The following is a 20,131-nucleotide window of genomic DNA, read 5'->3' as shown; positions in this document are numbered from 1 at the left end:
AGAAGTGACTCTATAGGCAGAATATCCCAACTTCTAACCCTGGTTATCGGTAACGGGTCGATGTTTTTCGATCAAATCGATCGCCTGGGTGACACTTTCGGGGAAAATTACCACTAAACCACCCTCAGAAACCGTACTTAAAGCCTTCTCTAAAGCTTCCGTTTCATCGAGAATAACTTCCGGCCGCAAACTGGCATTTTCTTGGCTAATTCCCCTGAGAATTAAATCGGCCACTTCCCCCCGGCGGCGACCGCGAGTATCGTTATCTTCCTTAACAATAATTCGATCGAACATAAGCGCCGATAATTTCCCTAATAAAATTAAATCATCATCACGTCGATCGCCAGGTCCCCCGACCACGCCGACTTTTTCCCCGGACCAATTGCCGACAAAACCGCCGACGGCTTCGTATCCGGCGGGATTATGGGCATAATCGATTAAAGCGTGATGGTGTCCCAAGTCAAACAGGTTCATCCTGCCGGGGGTCTGGGCCACGGAAGGTTTAAAGGTCCGCACCCCTTGGCGAATTAACTCGATATCGATACCCTGCACAAAAGTGGCTAAACAGGCGGCCAAGGCGTTAGCAATCATAAAAGGAGCCATTCCCTGCATAGTCACGGGAATATTGACCGCTTCCTCGATTCTCAGCGTCCATTCTCCCTCTAGAATCGACAGATAGCCATTCTCATAGATGGCGGCCATGCCACCCCGACGGATATGGTCGTGAATAATCGGGTTATCGGGACTCATGGAAAAATAAGCGACTCTTCCCTTGACTTTTTCGGCCATACTAGCGGTCAAGGGGTCATCGGCATTTAAAACCGCGTAACCCTCGGCGCTAACCACCTCGGCCACAACGCTTTTTACCTTCGCCATTTGTTCGATGGTGTCGATATCACCGATACCCAAATGGTCGGCGGCCACATTTAAGACCACCCCCACATCGCACTGATTAAAGGCTAAACCCGATCGCAGGATACCACCCCGGGCCGTTTCTAACACGGCAATCTCCACCGTGGGATCCTTCAAAATCATACTGGCACTGTAGGGACCGGTGTTATCGCCCTTTTCTACCAGATAATCATCGATATATACGCCGTCCGTCGTGGTAAATCCGACTACTTTCCCCGTTTGTCGGCAAATATGAGAAATTAAGCGGCTAGTGGTGGTTTTGCCGTTAGTTCCCGTAATCGCCAGAATTGGCACGCGACTGGGAGTCCCGGGGGGGAATAACATATCGATAACTGGGGCGGCGATATTGCGGGGTAAACCGCGACTGGGGGCGACGTGCATCCGAAAACCGGGGGCGGCGTTGACTTCTACGATTACCCCGTCCACTTCTTTCAGGGGTTTGCGGATATCATCTGTCACCACATCGATCCCGGCAATGTCCAAACCGATTAATTTTGCCACTCTTTGGGCGATCCAGACGTTTTCGGGGTGAATTTCGTCGGTACGATCCACAGCGATGCCGCCGGTGCTTAAATTAGCCGTGGCCCGCAGATAGGCGATCTCTCCGTGGGCTAAAATGCTGGTCAATTCATAGCCCTGTTTCTCTAGCACATTAAGGGCGGTTTTGTCAATAGTTATTTTAGTTAAAACGTTGGCATGACCGTCACCCCGGTTGGGATCTTGATTAGTAATTTCGATTAATTCTTCTACAGTTGAGCGCCCATCACCGACGACGTGAGCGGGAATCCGTTCGGCCACGGCGGCGACTTTGCCGTTTATGACTAAAATTCGGTGATCACTGCCTTTATAATACCTTTCTACGATCACGCTGCGGGTTTTCGAGGCGGCACTGGCTAGATCATAGGCTTCCTCTGCTTCCTGTTGATTTTTGATGTCGATGCTGATACCCCGGCCGTGGTTGCCATCGAGGGGTTTAATCACGATGGGAAACCCTCCCACTTCCTCGATTGCCGCTGACAACTCATCCAAGTATTGAATCACCGTACCCCGGGGGACGGGAATGCCACCATCCTTGAGGATAGTTTTCGTGCCTTCCTTGTCACAGGCCAACTCAACGGCTAAAATCCCCGAAAAACTGCTTAAAGTGGCTTGAATGCGCTTTTGGTGAACGCCATAGCCCAACTGCACCATGGAACGAGCGCTCAGGAGTAACCAGGGGATATTTCTAGCTTGTGCTTCTTTGACGATGGTTTCGGTACTCGGACCAAGGGCAGCATTATTGCATAAATCGCGTAAATCGGCTAAATCCTGGGCCAATTCTTCCTGAGGATAGGTTCCCGTATCGACAATTGATTGACACAAACGCACGGCAGCCCGACCCGCATAACGTCCCGCTTGCTCGTCAACGTACTCAAACACCACGTTATAGACTCCGGGGGTGGAGGTGGCTCTAGTGCGACCAAACCCGACGGGAGTTCCCGCCAGTTCCTGCAATTCTAGGGCGATATGTTCGATAATGTGGCCCATATAAGTACCAGTGCGGACTCGTTCAAAGAAACCGCCGCGATAACCGGGGGAGCAGTAATGTTCGACTAAACTGGGCAGAACGTCGATTAATCCCTCGTAAAAGCCGGGGATTTCATTCGATGGCTTCTCTGCGAGATCTTCGAGATCCAGACGCATAACAATGAGCTTGTCGCGACGAATACTCCAGTAGTTGGGACCGCGCAGGGTTTGGGTTCTGAGAATTTTCATGATATAGCTGATGTTCGCTGTTGAGAAGCACAAAGAAGCCGTTGTTTATTGTCTGGTTTTCCGAGATTAGTAAACTGTTCACTATGAACAGTTTTTCAGGAGTTTTTTTAACCCAATTTAGGGATCACTTGCTGTTTTTTGAGATGATAGCCATCACCGTAGGCAAGAATATGTACCCGCAGATTATGCAGACTCAGGGGTTCGTTTGCGGTGACGTGATGGTGGTTGGTGTGGGACATTTCCCTAGCATCAATTACCGTCACTGTACCGCAGCCGATTACTGTCATCATGCCATCTCGTTCAAACATAGCGCAGGTATCCTCATCGATGCCAATTCCTAAACGTTCGGGATAACCAGAGATAGCGCTCATTAACCGGGCCATGCGATTGCGATTGTGGAAGTGTTGATCGACAATAACTTCAGGAATGAGACCTAATCCCATGGCCATATCCACCAGGGCCCGATTGGGTGCTTCCCCGCTGCTGCCCCCAGCAATCATGTGATGACCCATAACGGCGGCCCCGGCGCTAGTTCCGGCCAGGGTTAGTTCTCCCTGTTGCACTCTTTGTCTGATTCTTTCCATCAGGGGGGTATCGGAGAGCAAACCGCATAAACGCAGCTGGTCGCCTCCGGTCATAAATACACCTGTACACTCTTCGATGTAGGCTTGGAATTGGGCATCTTCTCCCTGCACACGATCGCGAATATCGATAACTTTGACGTATTTTGCCCCCATTTCCTCGAAAATCTTCTGATAGCGATCGCCGATTAAAACCGGTTCTCTGGAAGCGGAGGGAACAATAGCGATCACTGCTTCGCTACCCCCAGCGCGATTCCAAAAGGTATGCAGTATCTCTTTACCGTGGACTTTATCCTCGGCACCTCCAATGACTAAAATCGCCGTTTTGAGAGATACGGGGGTAGGATTTTGGGAATGTTGGGTTTCTAGCTCGATGATCATGTCACTGAACGAATAGACATTTTTAGGGATGGAAGGTTTTTCGGGAAGATGGACAGGTATCTTGATGTTATTTTCCCTGAACAGTTAACGGAAAAAAATGCGGTTTAGGAATATTTTTCGGGACATCAAGCAATAGTAGAGGCGATTTTAGCAATTTTCTTCGATCCACTGGCAATGACGGACTGTTAGTTAACTTTAAGTCTAGGCTAGACTTCGATCACTCAAGCTAGAGCCAGAAAAACCCCTAGACAGTACAGCATAGTCTATCATGTTATTGAGATAGACTAGCGCAAAATTAGCAAGATTTTAACCGATCGAACCGTGACAAAATGATACATTAAACACTATCCCAGTCTAGGCCTTAGTTTTCCCCGTGCAGTTTGACATTATCACTCTCTTTCCCGATTTTTTTACTTCACCGCTGCAGTCAGGGTTGTTGGCAAAAGCTCTCGAACGCGACATCGCTAGGGTAAATTTGGTCAATCTTCGGGATTTTGCCCACGATAAACACCGTCGTGTCGATGATGAACCCTATGGTGGTGGTGTGGGAATGTTATTAAAACCAGAGCCAATTTTTGAGGCGATCGAGTCTTTAGAAATTTTACCACCCCGGGAGATCCTGCTGATGACTCCCCAGGGGGAACCGCTCAATCAAGCTTTACTGAAAACTTGGGCCGGTAGTTATCAGCAGTTAATTCTCATCTGTGGCCATTATGAAGGGGTAGATGAGCGGGTTTGTGAGCATTTGGTGACTAGAGAGGTATCTTTAGGGGATTTTGTCCTAACTTGTGGGGAAATCCCGGCTTTAGCGATTATTAACGGGGTGACGCGGTTGTTACCCGGGACGGTAGGTAAGGCAGAATCGTTGAAATTGGAGAGTTTTGAGGCAGGTATATTGGATTATCCCCAATATACCCGGCCGCCGGTCTTTCGCGGTTGGCAAGTGCCGCCGGTTTTGCGATCGGGTAATCATCAGGATATCGCTGATTGGCGCTATCAACAACAACTGGAGCGCACGAAGGAACGTCGTCCAGATCTCTGGCAAAAATGGCTAGAGGAACAGGATTAATCGCCAAAAATGCTCCCGTGGGGTGTGGGGTGTGGGGTGTGGGTACTTAAAAATCAAAATCACCGGTAAAGGAACGACGGATGGGATAGGAAACAGATTTATATTCTGTGAAATGGGAAGTATTGGTCAGTTTTTCTTCTAGTCGTAATAATACTTCTTGATTATTGATATTATTCCCTTGACTGGTTAGGATAAATCTTACTGGAAATTCTCGCTCTCTTGGATTTTCCGATGGGGAATCAAAAGTCAGTTCGTGGAGATCAGAAATTAACTCTCCTATGGGGGTATAGATGCCAGCTTTTAGCCTACGAGGTTGAACTTTATCGGTGACGGGTTTTTGTTGATAAAAAGTAACAGCTAGTTGCCCTGATGTAATGGTTGAGGTAGAGTTACGAATAATTTCCACTTCCACGGTAGAAAGATCCCCTCGTCTTTTTTTATTAACTTTAACAATGGGAATAATAATTTCCTGTAAACTTGCGCCACCATGAACAAAACGACTTCCCGATCCTTGGATTCGTAAACGACTAATAGATTTGGGAATTTGGATTTCTAGTTCTCCCGTTAAACCGATCTGTTGTGCTTTAAATTTTTTGAGTCTATCGGAGTCTTCTAGTGCTTTACCGATCAGAAAACGCCTATTTTTTTTGATGATTTTATCCCCTGGGACTTCCACCGTGGAAAAATCACTATTCTCGACATCACTATGTTGGTAAATGAACCCATGATCTGCCGTAATCAATAGGTTACTGGCATTGGCTCCCGTCAGTTTTTTAATGAGCTTATCGAGGTCAGAAAAGGTGTTTTCAACCACCTGAAAAACTTGTTTTTCTGTTGCTAATTTATCTCCGATCTGATCAATTTGATTGTGATAAACATAAACCACATCGTGATCTCGAAATAGGGAACGACTTCGATCCTGATTTAATTCTAATAATTCTTTGGCTTGAATAACTGTTGCTTTTTTTTGAATCTTTTGAAAGGCTTTTTGGATAATTTTACGCCGATTTTCTGTTCCTTGAGAGTCTTGTTGATCTACATAAACAGAATCATCAATTATTTCTAGTGTTTGATTAGGCAAAAGGGCAGCCATTCCCAGTGCAGTATAACTGGGTAAGAGAGTGATAGCAGCTTCTAGGGTGGCTTCATAACGATCCTCTTGACGAATTAAACTGACTAACTCATCCCCGATTTCATAGCGGAGAGCATCGGAAATAATGACACAAACTTTTTTATCTTTTTTCAAAAATGGTTCTACCCATTTGCTAAAAAATGACCTTTGTGAAGAGAATTCTATCTTGTTCCATTGGGTGACACTATCAACAAAGACTTGCCAAGAACTATTAAGGTTTAAAAGATAGGAATTTACATAACGGTTTTCAATTTCTTGACTAAGTTTTTCTGTCAGAGTAGGTTGAGCAGCCGCCACCAGATGATAAGTAAATTTACGGTAGAGTTGATCAATTTTAAACCAAGATTGACAATATTTTTCTAAGCCATCTTTGAGGGATTCGATGGATAAGTTAGCTTCATCTAAGACTTGAATAAACTGTGAGGCATAGTTAACAACTTCGTACAAATGTTTAAATTTTCGATACCAGTATCCTTGTTGACGCTGACGCACAATATTAATAACTTCATGAGTCGCAATGGTTCGATTACTAACCGATTGAATGAGATCATGAATTATTTTTAGGTCAATTAAGCTAAAATAATCTATTGAGATAAGTTCTTGATAACGTCGCTGGTTTAGTTTTTCCTTAATATTGAGCATTTTAGCACAATGATCGGATAAGCTTTCAAAAGATTTTTCAAATTGACGGCTATCTTTCCATCTGTTGAAAAAAATCAGGGCATCTTGTGTTAGTGTTTCCTGTCCTTCTAAGGCGTAATTATAACAGGATTTAAAGAGTTGTATGACAAAGTCTTTGATACTTAACTCTGAGGAACGATAACCATAAACTTGTTCCATTTGTTGCCAAAGAAATTTAGTTAAACCAGTGCGATCGCAGAGTTTAAATTTTTCGTCTTGTTGTTCGGCGTATTCTTTTAAGAGTTGTTCTAAAATGGAATCTAAACGGGGAGGTGCGGCAGTACAAACCGCCAACATTTTTAGGCGAATATTGGTTTTTGTGTCATGGGGTTGAAGTAATTGTTTTAGGGATTCTCGGCGTTTATTAGACAGAAAAAATTCACGATGAGGAGCAAGTACATCGGCAAATTCTAGCCCTAGTTCTAATTCATTTAGCCAAAGAGAAACTTGATCGCTGCTGAATTTTCCCTGTGCTAACTCCACATCTAGTAACCAGTTATCTAAATATTCTGGTTCTTTGCCTTCATGGTATAAGAGGAATTTTTGTTGAGGTTGTTCTTTTAAAACTCGGTATTTTAGTCCAAATTCGTTATTTTTTATCTCTATTTTTTCAATGTTTTCTAATTCTAATCTCTCGAAATCTGAGCGTAACTCTTTTTCGGTGTCATACCAAAAAACAATCCGGTGACGCTCAAAAAGTTTAGTTAAGGCTTGTTTAATCTGCTGATTCAAGGGGTTAACCTCCAAAATAGGCTGGATGTGACAGTAGGATTAAGAAATAGCAAAACTGGTAATTTTACGGCGTTCAATGGTTTTAAAAGCGAGGACAATTTGCTGAGGAGAAATGCCAAGATTGACTAATTCGTTAGCAATACCTTCTTCTGTTCCATCTTGTTGAATCCAAATTTTATTATCAATAATATTCAGATGAATTAGAGTGCCGTAGATTCTTTGGTTACGATGCCAGCCAGTTTCAATTAAAAGGTAGTGATCTCTAGTTTCATCAATCACTAATTCAATTTCACTTTCAGGATCCGAACCTAAAAAATTGCGATAATCTTCTAAAGCTTTAATAATGGCTTTTTTAAGATAAATTTTAGTTAAGTAATCCATACCACAACCTCCGCTTGATTGACATTAAAACTAAAGAGACGAATAATTTTATCTTCGATTAAAACTTGTCCTGCTTCTTCTTCAAAAATAGATTGTCGCACGTCTTCAGGAACGGCTAGATATAGCTTTCGTTCGGGTTCGTAGCGAGTTAATAAATGTTCGTATAAAACAAACTGTCCGACGGCTTCTTCTAAATCTTTCATTTCTGACGCACTGCGAAAACTCTTAATTTCAATAGCAATTTTTTCTAAATCTTTTTCGGCGGCAATTAGACGTTCTGCTCCTAAATCAACAAATAGGTTTTTTCTTCTCGCCAGCCTGATACGATAGGGATCATGAGTAATTGTCCACCCATCTTTTTGAAGGGCTTTTTTGACAATATCATGGTAATAATCACGGGCGGGCATAACTGTTCTGGGCAGCAAAATATACTTAAATCAGGAATGATAAATATTTTCTCATCCTTATCCCTAATATATCTTATTTCCGGGAATAAGGGAAGTGAGTTTATTTTAACCTAATCCTGTTATATTTTTCAGGGCTTTACCTAATTTAGTATAGTTGACTTTTACCCCATCATCAAGATCTATTTCCTTCTGGGCGATGGCTAAAGGATAGAGGGTTTCTTGTTCGTAGGTTTCTAATTCTCCGATCATTTTTTTGATTTGTTCGCTTTCTCGTAGGGCTTTGGTTTTTTCGGTTTTAGTCGCACTTGTACTAATTTCTATTTGTTGGAAGGTGTCTAGTTTTACTTCTAGTTTAAGCCGAAATTCCCGCAGATAGCTGTTAAGGACGATATTAACGGTATCAGGGCGATAACGATGGAGATAAATTAGGGCGTTAAATGTTCCTTTTGGGCTACTAAATAACCAATATATGGGACGTTTTTTATAACGTTTAGTGTGGTCATCATAAAAGTCTTTGAGAAAGTACTTTTCTAGGGATTTTCCGATCGCTTCTTCGATAAAGTTGAGGTTTTGTTGATAGTTTTTCTCCCCAAATGTGAGCCGCAGAAATTGCCGGAATTGTTCGGTTATATCATCACTAAACCAGTCCCCCTCAAGGATGGGGATAACGTTGGTTTCTGTTGGGGGAAAGGTGGGGTTTGGAATCTGTTTAAGGTAGTCTTGCAAGGTTTCTCCTTGGTTGGCTAAAATTAAGCCTTCTTTATCAAGAGAATAACGTCCAAACATACAACCCACCGAGTAGGAGATAAATTCTTTGATAGTATCTGCTAATAATCGTTTTTCTAAGTCTTCATCTATGGGAAAGTGGATAGTATTTTCCTCTTTATTTCCCACTTCCCACTTCTCACTTCCCACTTCTTTCTTATAACGATAATGGGGGTTACAGGTTAAGGTGATTTCTTTTAAGAGAACTTCGGGGGTTAATTCGTCTTCTAGTCCATAAGCTTCGATAAATATACTGTTATTTTCCTCCTCTAGTTTCTGCATTGCTAAGGTCATTTCTTGCCATTTCTGGCGGAGGTTTTGATAGGTTTCTTTCAGGGAAGTGGAAAGTGGAAAGTGGGTATTTTGTTCTAGGTTTTCACTTCCCACTCTCAAAAGTGGAAGGGTGGTAAAATCCCACGAGGTTTCGTATGAGTTCCAGTCTTGGCGACTTAAACTAATGATATTTTCGGCATTGTTGATAATTTTATTACTTGGATTGTTGATAAGGGGAATCTGTCTAATTTCGCCAGCTTGAAAATTTAAAGTTGGACTCATTGCTGACATAAAAAGATTTATTATTTTGCTTGATAATAGGGCTAAAAATAAGACTAATTCATCATATGTTTGACAAAAAATTGTAGGGCAAGCTGAATTAAAAACAAATCCCTGTGGACTGTATCTAATAGAAAATAACGAGGAACTTATTCTTGTATAACTAGCCCCTTCTCTAAAATAAAATTGTCTAGAAGGTAAATGATTTCCTGAATTTTCTAATTGAGAATAATACTTTTGACTAAATTTTAATATGTAATCAAAATTTCCATACCATTTTCTATATTCTCCTCCCTTTGTATGAGGAACATATAACTTGTTTGACTCGATAAAATTATTTATATTTTTCTTGTTAAAACCAATATTATTTATATTAACTTCTGTCCAATATTTTATAAAGAAGTCATTATTACCCGTATCTAATCCCACTCTAATTTCAGCTATATTGCCTAACTTTTCTGAAGTAGCAAAAATTTCTAAGACTCTATCACTCACCCAATAAGCGATCGCATTTCCTGGAATCTTCTTAAAATCACTAGCAGAAGCGCGGTAAAACCAACCACAATTAGGATTTTTTATTGCTTCTAATGCTTTAACGGGTTGAATATCTACACCATAAAACTGCTGTAAATCAATAAAAGCCCCTTTATAATTGGGTAAAAATTGTTGATATAAAGTAAAGGCACAAATAGGAACATAAGCAGACTCAAAAAAAGCATGATATTCTGGTCTAACTAAAGAAGTAATGGTACTTTTACTTAAAATGCCTGTGCGTAACTTTTCATAGGAACTTAAAAACATCCAAGTAAAAGGAGTCATAAATCCTGTAAATCCGTTATTTTTACATAATTCTAAACAACGCGCCATAAAAGCAGAAAATAGATCCGATTTTACCTCACTATAATTATCCTGTAAAAAAGCCTTTAACCGATTATTCATCCCCTTGTTACCCATATAGGGGGGATTAGCCACAACAAGGTGATACTTAGGACTTAAAAAATCCGCCATATTTAACACATCTATTACCTTCTCGTGGGTTTTATATAACAATAACTGACTAGCGACATTGCGCTCATTTAATAACCCTATCATCCCCTGTACATCCGTCACCGTAGGACGAATTAACGCCCCAAAATTATCCGCCTCCTTAAACTCATGTAGTGTTTCTAATAAAGGCGCAGTAAACAAATCGCGCCCGACAAAATCTAGATAAGGCTGTAGATCTTTTTCAGAAAACTCAACTTTTTTCAACACACAAATATTAGGCTGGATGGGTTTACGAAAAAATCGTCTTTCCTTTTCCCTCGCTTTCATGGTTAATGCAAATGCTGCCAAACTTCCCGCCCGTTCATCAATTTCTATGCCATAGAGATTATGGGTTAAAATCTTGCTAGGAATCTCATTTGCTGTATAACCTTCTTCCTCATATATTGCATAAAGTAAATCAAAAGCATAGACTAAAATATGTCCCGAACCACAAGCAGGATCACAGATTTTTATATCTTCAGGCGAGTTGATTTTTAAGTACCCATCTCCCACTTCCCACTTACCACTATCCACATAATAGGACATTGACTCAACTAACCGAGACTGAGGACGGTTTAACATCCATAAACGCCCCAGGGAATTTTCTACTAAATAACGGACAATCCAATGAGGAGTAAATAACTGAGTTGCCGCTGGAATATTCTGGGGAGTGATTTTTTTATTATTTTTTAGTCCCTCAAAAACTTCGTCTTTTTTCTCAGAGATATAAAACTGATATAACCACCCAATCACCTCCACACTCTCACAATTTTCTGGAGTCATTGCCTCACGAGTATAAGCTAAAATTGAATTACCCGATAATAAATCATCGGGCATCAATAACTCGGTATAATCATCAATTCGTTCAAATAAATAGGGCATCAACTGATGATAATAATTACACACTCCTACAATTAATAAACGATAGGCTTCCCCTTGAGCATCATAACTCGGTGCAGTTCCGCTTAATAAATCAAAAATCTGCTTTCTGACCTGTTTATTGAGCATTTCCTCGTCAATATGTCCCGTTTTCGCCTCAGCCAAGATTTCTGGCTGAAACTGCCCCTCAGCAGCGGACACAACCCTAATGGAGTGATAGCGGTTGCTATCCATAAACCGCAAGGCACAAAAACGGTTAAACCAAGTATAGGCAACCTGTTCAATAAGCTGTTCTTTGCCTAAAACTTCGATTTTTTCGGCTAACTTGCTGATAGCTTTGGGATTTTCTCGTCTTGCGGCGCTATTTTCAGCTAAGACCACTTCTAACTTAGTCGTCATCTGTTCTCTGAGATAACGACGGGCATACTGAGCGAATTTTTTAAGTCTTGATGTATCCATAAGACAATTTTATCCTAAAAAAGAAAACTTCTCAAGACAATCTTATTATCGGCCATGCTGTAAATTGCTGATTCCAGATGGCAAAATTAAGCACAATGCAACTATTACAAATTTCTTGACTCCATCTTTTTCCTTTTTGACCAATAGGGATTTGTTGGCGTAATTCCTTATTCATACGAGATAAAAGAGGAGTATCTAATTCGAGTAAACAGAGATATTTAATCGGTTTATCAATTTTATTTTCACACCAACGATATAACCAAGAATCTCGATATTTATGTTTAAGAGTTTCTCGCAAATTATTAAAATAGCTAGAGTCTTGATACTGTTCGGGTTTATGGAAATTTTTAACTTCAATAAACAAATAAAAATCGGTCAACTCAACGATAATATCTACTGCTTTCATCGCATGACTTAACCCATGATAATGAAGTTTATTGGTTTCTTTTTCATCAAAAATAAAAACATCTAAAGCATTAGGAAAATCAAACTCAAAGCCATCACATTCAATTTTCATTTCCCCAAAACTCCCATAGTTTTATCTATTTCATTATTGATTAAAGCCTCAAAAGCTTCATCAATTGGGTTCGGGTAAATTTCTAGATATTCATGGGTGCTATTAACCCTTAATTGATTATTTTCCTGCTCCCGATAAAGACTATGATAAGTAATCTTATCATCTTTCTTTTCATCAATTAGTAAATCAAACCATTTTAAAAAAACATAATCATGAGTAGCCACTATAACTTGTTGACCATTACGAGATAATTCTAGTAAAATTTCTACCAATAGCCTCATTAATTTAGGGTTAATATTTCCTTCCGGTTCATCCCAAAATAATGTCCCACTCATCCCCGGTTGAATTGCACCCGTTTCTAATAACCTAGATAATACTCCCATCTTGCGAAAACCTCCAGCGATTGCATTAACAGAATATTCTATATTTTTGACTTTAAAATTTACCCTACCTCCTCCGTAAAAGATAAATTTTCCCCCACAAATATTTTTAATTTCTTCCATCGCCCATTTAGATTTTTCCTGAAGATTTTCAGACCGGATAACAGGTAAATCTAGCAGTGACCATAGATCTCGATAGGTTTCATCAAAAGTCATTTGATACCTATCGTAGAGACTAAGCATTCCCTCCATAAAAGATAAAGATTCTTGAGCGGGAATAAAAACTGGAGTTTGTTGGTATTGCTCATAATTTTTATTCTCGATAATATGCACAGATTGGGAACTCTTAGAAAAACTAATTTTCAGCGTTTGCTCTAGGGAAAAGTTAATAGTACATTCTGCCTTTTCTTCTGCTCCCGTGTGATAAAGTTTTCCTAATTTATTATTTAAAGGAAGAAAAAGACGAATTAACCGCTCGGTTAAAAAATCCCTTAAATCAGACTCCTCCATCTCCGATGGCTGTTTAAACAGTTTATACCCAGAACTAAGGGCATAAGCAACTTTTAACAAATGAGTTTTTCCCGTCCCATTTTCTCCAATAATGACGTTAATCTTCGGAGAAAAATCAATTTTTAAACGTCGAAAAGCTGTAAAATTTCTCAGTTCTAATGATGTAATCATCTTTTCATCTCAATCAAGAAATCGGTAATCTCTATATCGTGGTAAATAGTTCCCACACCCCACACCCCACTTCTCAAATTTGAATCCGTTTACCTTCCTTAATTTCTGCTATTAAAGCCTCACGCATTGCCGAGAGATACTCCTCCACATCCGCCTCATCTGCCAGCCATGCCTTGCCAAAATTAATCTTAATTGTCTGACTGGGTATATATTGAGTTTCTGACTCCTTAACCCGACGGGTTGCCTGGGAAGAAACCCCATCAACCCCCGTCAACTTAGTCATTTTTGAGAGTAACCGAGGATAGGTATCCGTTTCAAACTTCTGACGGGTACTGCGAATCATAGCAATCAAATCTTCTTGAGCAATAGAATCACAACAATCCTGAAAAGATTTCAGAATTTCCTGCTGTTGAACCGGAGAAAGTTGGGAAAACTCGGCCATTTTACCCATTCGCTCTTGTAACAACCCGATTTCTTCCTGTGCTTGTTCCACTTCCTTGGTAACTTCGCTAGAAATTTCTGCCTCTACCGACTCTATTAACCCCTTTACCTGCTGCATCCGGCTTCCTTTAAAGCATTGGGTATCCGTGAGAACTGTTCTCAATTGAGATAGATTATCGCTGTTGATATAACTAAAATTGGGCTTTTGAGTCTCTAATAACAGTTTAGCCCGATCATAAATCCGTTTTTGTTCCCCCTGCATAAAACTCAGAATCGGCTCTATTACATTCTCTTTAAGATCTAATAACTCATCCTCTCGTTCGGTTAAATCGGTAAGATACCAATCATAAGGCTTATTACATACATCATTCAGGGTTTGTCGAGCCAGTTCTAAAGCCGATAAAAAAGGATATTTATCCATTTCTGAGAGTGTTTCTCGAATCAATTGGCTGAGTTCCTTAAATGCTGCTTGCGTTTTCTGATAAATAGCTTTAGGTTCATTATCTCCACAGGGTTGAGCAAAAAATTCCTCATAAAAATCCTTAAGTTTTCGTACCTGTGAAGAGGTAAATTTCTGTTGTGGCTGTAGTAAAATATTACTATAATTACGGGACTTACAAATAGCCTCAACTAATGCCCCTCCTTCCAACAAATTGCCCTCTCTTTCCACTTTTAGCTTACCTTTGGCGCACAGTTTGGCAACCATACATAAAATCGCCCCCTCACTCCACCCATAGGGTTTACGTTGAAAATTATCGGTTAGAGACTTCATAGATGTCCTTAACCCCTTTTCTTTATCCTTTTGAGTAAAGTTAAAAACCTCTTTTTCTGGTTCACTTAAATCCTTGAGATCATTACTAAATAAACCCTCTTGAGACGGTTCTAAAAAGTGCTTAAATTGTTCGACTTTATAATTCACTCCCCCTAACATTTGAAAGTTATGATACACCTCGGCAATTAATTTCTGAAACCCTAAAATAATTCTACTTTGAGCATCACTACTGCTAATCTCTAACTCCCTTCCCGATACAAATAACTTAGCCTGTCCTAATAAACTTTTCAGACTGTTTTTAATCTTTTCGTAATTTTGTTGATTGCTTTGATTTTTTTGATTCAAAATACTTTTAACTTCTTCCTGATGAGTGACAGATATATTCTGTTGAACATATTTTTCTGTTCTTTTATACATGGTTAAATCTTTCATTAAAGGCTGATTATAAGGGATAATAACTAATAACTCATCCCGTCCCATATTCTCCATCTGTAGGGCTTTTTCTTGCTCATATTGCCAGAAAAAAGGAGTGATGATTTGAATACTTAACTCGTATTCTCGTTTATAAAGTATTCCATCAATCTTACGGGAGAATTGATAATCTTGTGTCCCCTCTTGATTGCGAATTTTTGCGGTTTTGAGAATCTCCTCAAAAATTAAATTATTTAAGGCATCTAAAATCCTATTATCTTCTAATTCTGTATTTTTAATCTCCTGCTCAATGTCTTTTTCCTTGTCCGTTAAATACTCATACAAGTCCCCCGTTCTCTGAATGTAGGTTTGATGTTCAAGCAGGTTTAACCCTTCCTGAACTCGATTTTGTAGGTGGGAAATATCCTGTTCAAATTCCTCTAACATCAGGATAGATAAATTCTGTAAATTAGCCTTAAATCCCTCTACATATTTAACTAGAAATAATGCCTTGAGAAGACGCACGGCAAAAGGATTATTAAGATTATCTTCCGCTAAAGTAATACCACTCTGAATATTAGATTTCAACGTCGATCTAATTCCTTGAAACATTAAATCAAATGTAGCTAGATGACCAATTTCTTGCCCCTCAATTGCTATTACCACCTTACGGAAAACCGCCAACATTGAGCGTTCCCCTACCGAACTATGTTTTCCTTCAAAAGCACTATGTATAGATAATCCTCTAATAGCAGACTGGAAAAGGGTAAACTGATAGGGAATAAAAGGATAACAATCGATAAAATGGTTTCTATCTTGGAAATTACGGAAATCCCTTGAGCCATCGGAAAAGCGAAATAAGGTAGGTAAATTATGCCGTTGTTGCTCATAAATCTGCCCGAGTATTCTAACACCATCCTCATTTTTTGTCAGCAGACGTTTCTGAATAACTTCCGCCACATCCCGGCTGGTTAATTTCATGCGATTAGCAAAACGATCTTGAATTTTAGAAAAATCCTTAGTTCGATGATTTCCCATTTCTCCTAATACCGTTTCCATGTCTTCCTGAGCGGTGACAATCACCCAAGAACGTCCCTGACATTTTGTGGCTAAACTCTCGGCAATGGTTTGTAAATTGGTCATTAATTTAACATTATCCGCAATGTATTGTCCCACCTCATCCACAAAAAAGTTTAGTCTAAAATTAGAGGGTTTCTGTTCAATAAATGCTTTTACATCTTGGGAAAAATCATCAATGGAAAGTTTATAATCCTGACGATATAAATCGAGAATATTGGTGGAATTTTCCACCGATGCACCGGTCACTTTTCCATAGGCGATCGCAATATTTTTTCTTTCTAAAATGACTTGTTCCCGTCCCCTTTCCCAGGGTTTACCAGCAACGGATTCATACTCAGTTTTAAAAGCAGTATATAACCCCCGCTCATCTAATTCTTTTTCAAACTGAGCAATATAGCCCTGTTTTCCATAATAACCCCGCGCTTCATTGAAAACCTTGCTAAAAACTGATAATAAAGCATCAAATTCTGTTTTACTGGTGACATCCGCCTTTTGATCGATATTAAATAAAATACTTTGAGCAGGAATAGCAACGGCTTTCCTTAAGTCTCTTTTAAGAATTTCATTGTTCCGACATTTGGGTAAAAATTTTTCAATTGCTTGGCTATTTTCGAGCCAGCGATCCTCTAACAACAGGGCCAATATTTTTAATAAATGGGACTTACCAGAGCCAAAAAAGCCCGATATCCAAACCCCATTAACTCCTGTATAATTGTTATAAGCTGACAAAAACTCCTCTAGGCGTTTTTCAACCTCGCCGGTAAGCACATATTCTTCTAGTTCAACGTGCAGACTCGCCTCATCATTGGCATCCGCTTTGATTACCCCTTCCATAGGACGACTAACTTGTTTCTCAAAAATTCTACTTAACTGCATAATTAGTTCTCCCTTAAACTTGGTACTCGTAAATGTTAAAAGCTCGATAATATTTGTCATCTCCTAAGAGTCCAAATAAATTGAGAGAGGCTCCCGACTCTAGGGAATAGGTGTAGGCCCCCGGAAAAAACATTACCGTCGGTTGGTTGTTGTTCGTGGTTTGGAGGTTATTAAGAACATTATGGGAACGAATATAGGGAAAAATTTGACCAACGCCCCATAAAAACAAGATATCAAACGGATTTTCGGCAATTTTTTCGCCTAGGGCTGGAATTAAATGACTCTCCGAATCTAACACATTTTGTAAAAGCTCTTTCAGTTCCCCTTTAGATATCGAGGATTCTATATCGAGAATTTGCTCAAATATCTGCCGTTCCCTCAATAAGTCAAGACAGAGCTCATAAAGATTGATCTCTAATATGCGAATCCCTTTTTGATGCAACTGACTAACCAGTTGCTTTTGCAGACGTTCCATTTCAACAGTGTCTTGAGGTGGGTAAGGACAGATAAAAAAAGGAACTTCATTGCCAATTCCCTGTTTTTTGAGAAATCGCTCTGCTGACAGAACCGATAATAAATATTCAAATCTTTGGTTGATTGCTATTGTTTCAAGAGAAGACATCCAAATTTCGCCCATCTTGTCAATAATATTAGTATGCCCATTTTATCTGAATGAGAGTCAAAATCGGCTCTCTTATTCTTTGTGTGATCAGTTTAACTTACTATAGAAGCGATCAATCTTTGTGTCCTCTGTGTCTGGAGTGGTTCCTTCCACCCCCTCGCTAGGAGGAATGTATCTGAGAATAAATTTTACCCACCAAATCCAAGAGAACCAAAATCCTGGCTTGCTGCCTACAATTTCAGGTGATTAAGGGCTAAATTCCGTTGTTGGAGAGCGAATTGATGGCTAGGCTCTAGTTGTAGGGTTTGGTTAAAGGAAACCACTGCTTCCGAGAAACATTTTAACTTGTAGAGACAACAACCCCGTTGATACCATGCCTCAGCCTTTTGGGATTGTAACTGTAAAGCCTTATTATAAGCGGCGACCGCTTCACTGAGTCGTTCTAATTCCCGTAAAGCTTCACCTTTGCTAAACCAGACATTAGCATCGGATTTAATTGCCAGGGCTTGATTATAAGCCGCTAGACCTTCCGCATAATGTTGCATCCGACATAAAATCATGCCCTTGTAATGCCATGCTTCCAGATAATCTGGCTGCAGTTGAATCGCCTTATCCCAAGATGCGATCGCATCACTGATTTGTCGTAAATTAGCTAAAGCGATGCCGCGATAAAACCAAGCCCGAGCATTATTAGTCTCTAATTGAATTACCTGATTAAAAGACCCTAAAGCTTCAGGAAAACGCCCTAATCGTTGCAAGGCCAGACCGCGATTATACCAAGCATTGACAAAATTGGGCTTTTTCCGCAGGGACTGCTGATACAATTGAACTGCTTCGCGATGCTGCCCCAAATCGAGATGCGCGTTACCGCGATAAAACAAATCCTCTGCTGAAATTTCCAGCACTAAAGCTTGTTGTTGACGCAATTGCAGTAACTCTTTTATGGCATCTAAAACTTCTGCTGCCGAGGGAAAGCGTTGGCGCCAGTCATAACGGGTCATTTTATCGATAATAACTGCTAGATCATCTCTAACATCGGCCTGATCGCGCCAAGCGATTTCTCCGGTTTCGGCATCTTCGGGAAATTGCGTCGGTTTGAGACCGGTTAAGGCTTGAATAGCGATGATTCCCACGGCATAGACATCGCTAGACAATCGCGGTTTATTTTGCGCCTGTTCACTAGGCATATAACCAGGGGTGCCAATCCCAATGGACACACTGGTCTGTTTTGCTTTTAGCCATTGAGTCCCCACTTGTTTGACTCCGCCAAAGTCGATTAAAACTAGCTTGCCCTCTTGGCGACGGATAATATTATGGGGTTTGATATCTCGGTGAATAATATTATTTTGATGGACAAAAGCGAGAACTTCCAAGATATCTTTTAATAACTGAATTACCTGACTCTCTTCTAAACGCTTACCCTTAGAGATTTCCTGACTAAGATCGTGACCATCGATAAATTCTTGAACGATATAAAAAGACTTATTTTCCTGAAAACTGGCGAAAAATTGCGGTATTTGAGGGTGATGGCCGAGTTTTTCCAAAGCTCTGGCCTCACTCTCAAATAATCCTATAGTAACTTCGTTAACCACTTGGGTGATTAACTGTTTGACCACACATTGAGGACGGCCGGGGCGATAGTTATCTTGGGCTAAAAAAGTTTGACCGAAAGCCCCTTGACTTAGGGGTTTAATAACTTGGTAACGTCCCCCGATAATTAGTTTCATGGTAGCGATAGCATTATCTTTGCCCTAGATCAGCTTGATGGGACGGTTAACAGCCAAAGGGGTTAACTTGACCAAGCCCATCTTGCCAGTTAATTGATATATTACCAAAAAATTGGGTTTAAAGCCTCGCCCTTTTAGGGCGACTTGATCTGATGTATGATATTAAGAATAGGCGGCCGGGTAAGCAACCGCTTAAAAAACCCAGTCATCAACCGATGAACGCACCTTGAAAACTAGAGTTATGGGGTTCTATAGGGGAATGCTCCTATAGGTAAAAATTCTCAGCACCAAGTACCAAAGAAACCAATTATTTTAGAGGTTTTGAACTGTATCGTAGGGGACCCCGAGAACAGGCTTCTGTAAGGGAGCGAAAGTCTGAGGAGAGAACCACCTCTGGGTAGGATTTCGCCAGGAATCTAATTCAAGTGGACTCGTTGAGCCAGAAATTCACAGCAGTGATGCTAGAAGAATCCACGTCCGTTTACGGCGTGGGGTATGTCAAATCAATTGTCGTCAGAAGCGGGTAACGCGACTCGAACGCGCGACATTCACCTTGGGAAGGTGACGTTCTACCACTGAACTATACCCGCAAAAGTCTCCCTAATCATAGCATTGACCCCCCAGCCAGAGCAACTGCCCTAGGCTATTTTCCATCACCGCGCTGGTTTGTCCAGAAACGCTAAACTGTAAAGCTTCCCGATAGACTCGCCCCGCCGGTTGACATCCTCGCCGCCGTAAAACGGACGGCGATTCCCAAACCTCACGATTTGAGTTTCTGCTTCTTTCCCGAAGGATTTTTCGCACCTGCCGCCCCAGATTTACTCTGTTCTGGTCTTATGGTCGCTCTACAGACTGACACCGCAAGCCCTGCGGCCAAAATATTTTTACTGGCGTTAATATCTCGGTCATGGT

13 protein-coding genes, 1 tRNA gene and 1 pseudogene are annotated in these 20,131 nt (G+C 40.6%); 1 reads left to right on the top strand and 14 read right to left on the bottom strand.

The features are described 5' to 3' along the window. Window positions 1-33: 33 nt before the first annotated feature. Window positions 34-2,667 carry a cyanophycin synthetase gene (gene cphA, locus O9290_RS18500; RefSeq protein WP_288087361.1) on the bottom strand — a complete coding sequence of 878 codons (2,634 nt, stop codon included), beginning with the start codon at window positions 2,665-2,667 and terminating at the stop codon, window positions 34-36. Between the two features lie 107 nt (window positions 2,668-2,774). Beyond that, a complete protein-coding gene (locus tag O9290_RS18495) occupies window positions 2,775-3,629 on the bottom strand; it encodes a cyanophycinase (protein WP_288058348.1) in 855 nt (284 codons plus the stop codon). Between the two features lie 373 nt (window positions 3,630-4,002). Here O9290_RS18495 and trmD point away from each other — a divergent pair, with 373 nt between their 5' ends. Further along, entirely contained in the window at window positions 4,003-4,698 is a 696-nt protein-coding gene (gene trmD / locus O9290_RS18490) for a tRNA (guanosine(37)-N1)-methyltransferase TrmD (RefSeq protein ID WP_004266771.1), read from the top strand. 46 nt (window positions 4,699-4,744) lie between these two features. Here trmD and pglZ read toward each other — a convergent pair whose 3' ends face one another. From pglZ to O9290_RS18430, 12 genes and pseudogenes are all read right to left on the bottom strand, one after another. Next, window positions 4,745-7,243, bottom strand: a complete 2,499-nt coding sequence (gene pglZ / locus O9290_RS18485; RefSeq protein WP_288058346.1) for a BREX-1 system phosphatase PglZ type A — start codon at window positions 7,241-7,243, stop codon at window positions 4,745-4,747. A 39-nt stretch (window positions 7,244-7,282) separates the two neighbouring features. Beyond that, window positions 7,283-7,624 (bottom strand): XisI protein, encoded by a 342-nt coding sequence (locus O9290_RS18480; RefSeq protein ID WP_193959344.1) that lies wholly within the window; start codon window positions 7,622-7,624, stop codon window positions 7,283-7,285. Beyond that, window positions 7,612-8,031, bottom strand: a complete 420-nt coding sequence (locus tag O9290_RS18475; RefSeq protein WP_002766565.1) for a XisH family protein — start codon at window positions 8,029-8,031, stop codon at window positions 7,612-7,614. Before O9290_RS18475 ends, O9290_RS18480 begins: the two co-directional genes overlap by 13 nt. A 105-nt stretch (window positions 8,032-8,136) precedes the next feature. Beyond that, window positions 8,137-11,712: a BREX-1 system adenine-specific DNA-methyltransferase PglX gene (gene pglX, locus O9290_RS18470; RefSeq protein ID WP_288087358.1), complete on the bottom strand. Its 3,576-nt coding sequence runs from the start codon at window positions 11,710-11,712 to the stop codon at window positions 8,137-8,139. Window positions 11,713-11,743: 31 nt separating this feature from the next. After that, window positions 11,744-12,229: a hypothetical protein gene (locus O9290_RS18465; RefSeq protein WP_002766562.1), complete on the bottom strand. Its 486-nt coding sequence runs from the start codon at window positions 12,227-12,229 to the stop codon at window positions 11,744-11,746. Continuing rightward, window positions 12,226-13,290 (bottom strand): AAA family ATPase, encoded by a 1,065-nt coding sequence (locus tag O9290_RS18460; RefSeq protein ID WP_288058342.1) that lies wholly within the window; start codon window positions 13,288-13,290, stop codon window positions 12,226-12,228. Before O9290_RS18460 ends, O9290_RS18465 begins: the two co-directional genes overlap by 4 nt. Before the next feature lie 73 nt (window positions 13,291-13,363). Next, entirely contained in the window at window positions 13,364-16,870 is a 3,507-nt protein-coding gene (gene brxC, locus O9290_RS18455) for a BREX system P-loop protein BrxC (protein WP_288058340.1), read from the bottom strand. A 13-nt stretch (window positions 16,871-16,883) separates the two neighbouring features. Continuing rightward, window positions 16,884-17,492: a DUF1788 domain-containing protein gene (locus O9290_RS18450; RefSeq protein ID WP_043999494.1), complete on the bottom strand. Its 609-nt coding sequence runs from the start codon at window positions 17,490-17,492 to the stop codon at window positions 16,884-16,886. 230 nt (window positions 17,493-17,722) lie between these two features. Further along, on the bottom strand, window positions 17,723-19,219 hold the full coding sequence (locus tag O9290_RS18445; protein WP_288058338.1) for a serine/threonine-protein kinase: 1,497 nt from the start codon (window positions 19,217-19,219) through the stop codon (window positions 17,723-17,725). 518 nt (window positions 19,220-19,737) lie between these two features. Beyond that, window positions 19,738-19,809: transfer RNA gene (locus O9290_RS18440), tRNA-Gly, on the bottom strand. A gap of 10 nt (window positions 19,810-19,819) precedes the next feature. Beyond that, window positions 19,820-20,023, bottom strand: a complete 204-nt coding sequence (locus O9290_RS18435) for a hypothetical protein (RefSeq protein ID WP_288058336.1) — start codon at window positions 20,021-20,023, stop codon at window positions 19,820-19,822. Beyond that, window positions 19,980-20,131, bottom strand: a pseudogene (locus O9290_RS18430) (RNA-guided endonuclease TnpB family protein); the annotation flags it as partial. The gene O9290_RS18435 and the pseudogene O9290_RS18430, both read right to left, overlap by 44 nt.

This window comes from Microcystis sp. LE19-41.2A (assembly GCF_027530405.1).
Classification (GTDB): Bacteria; Cyanobacteriota; Cyanobacteriia; order Cyanobacteriales; family Microcystaceae; genus Microcystis; species Microcystis aeruginosa.
This window is presented reverse-complemented; position numbering and strand designations above follow the sequence as displayed.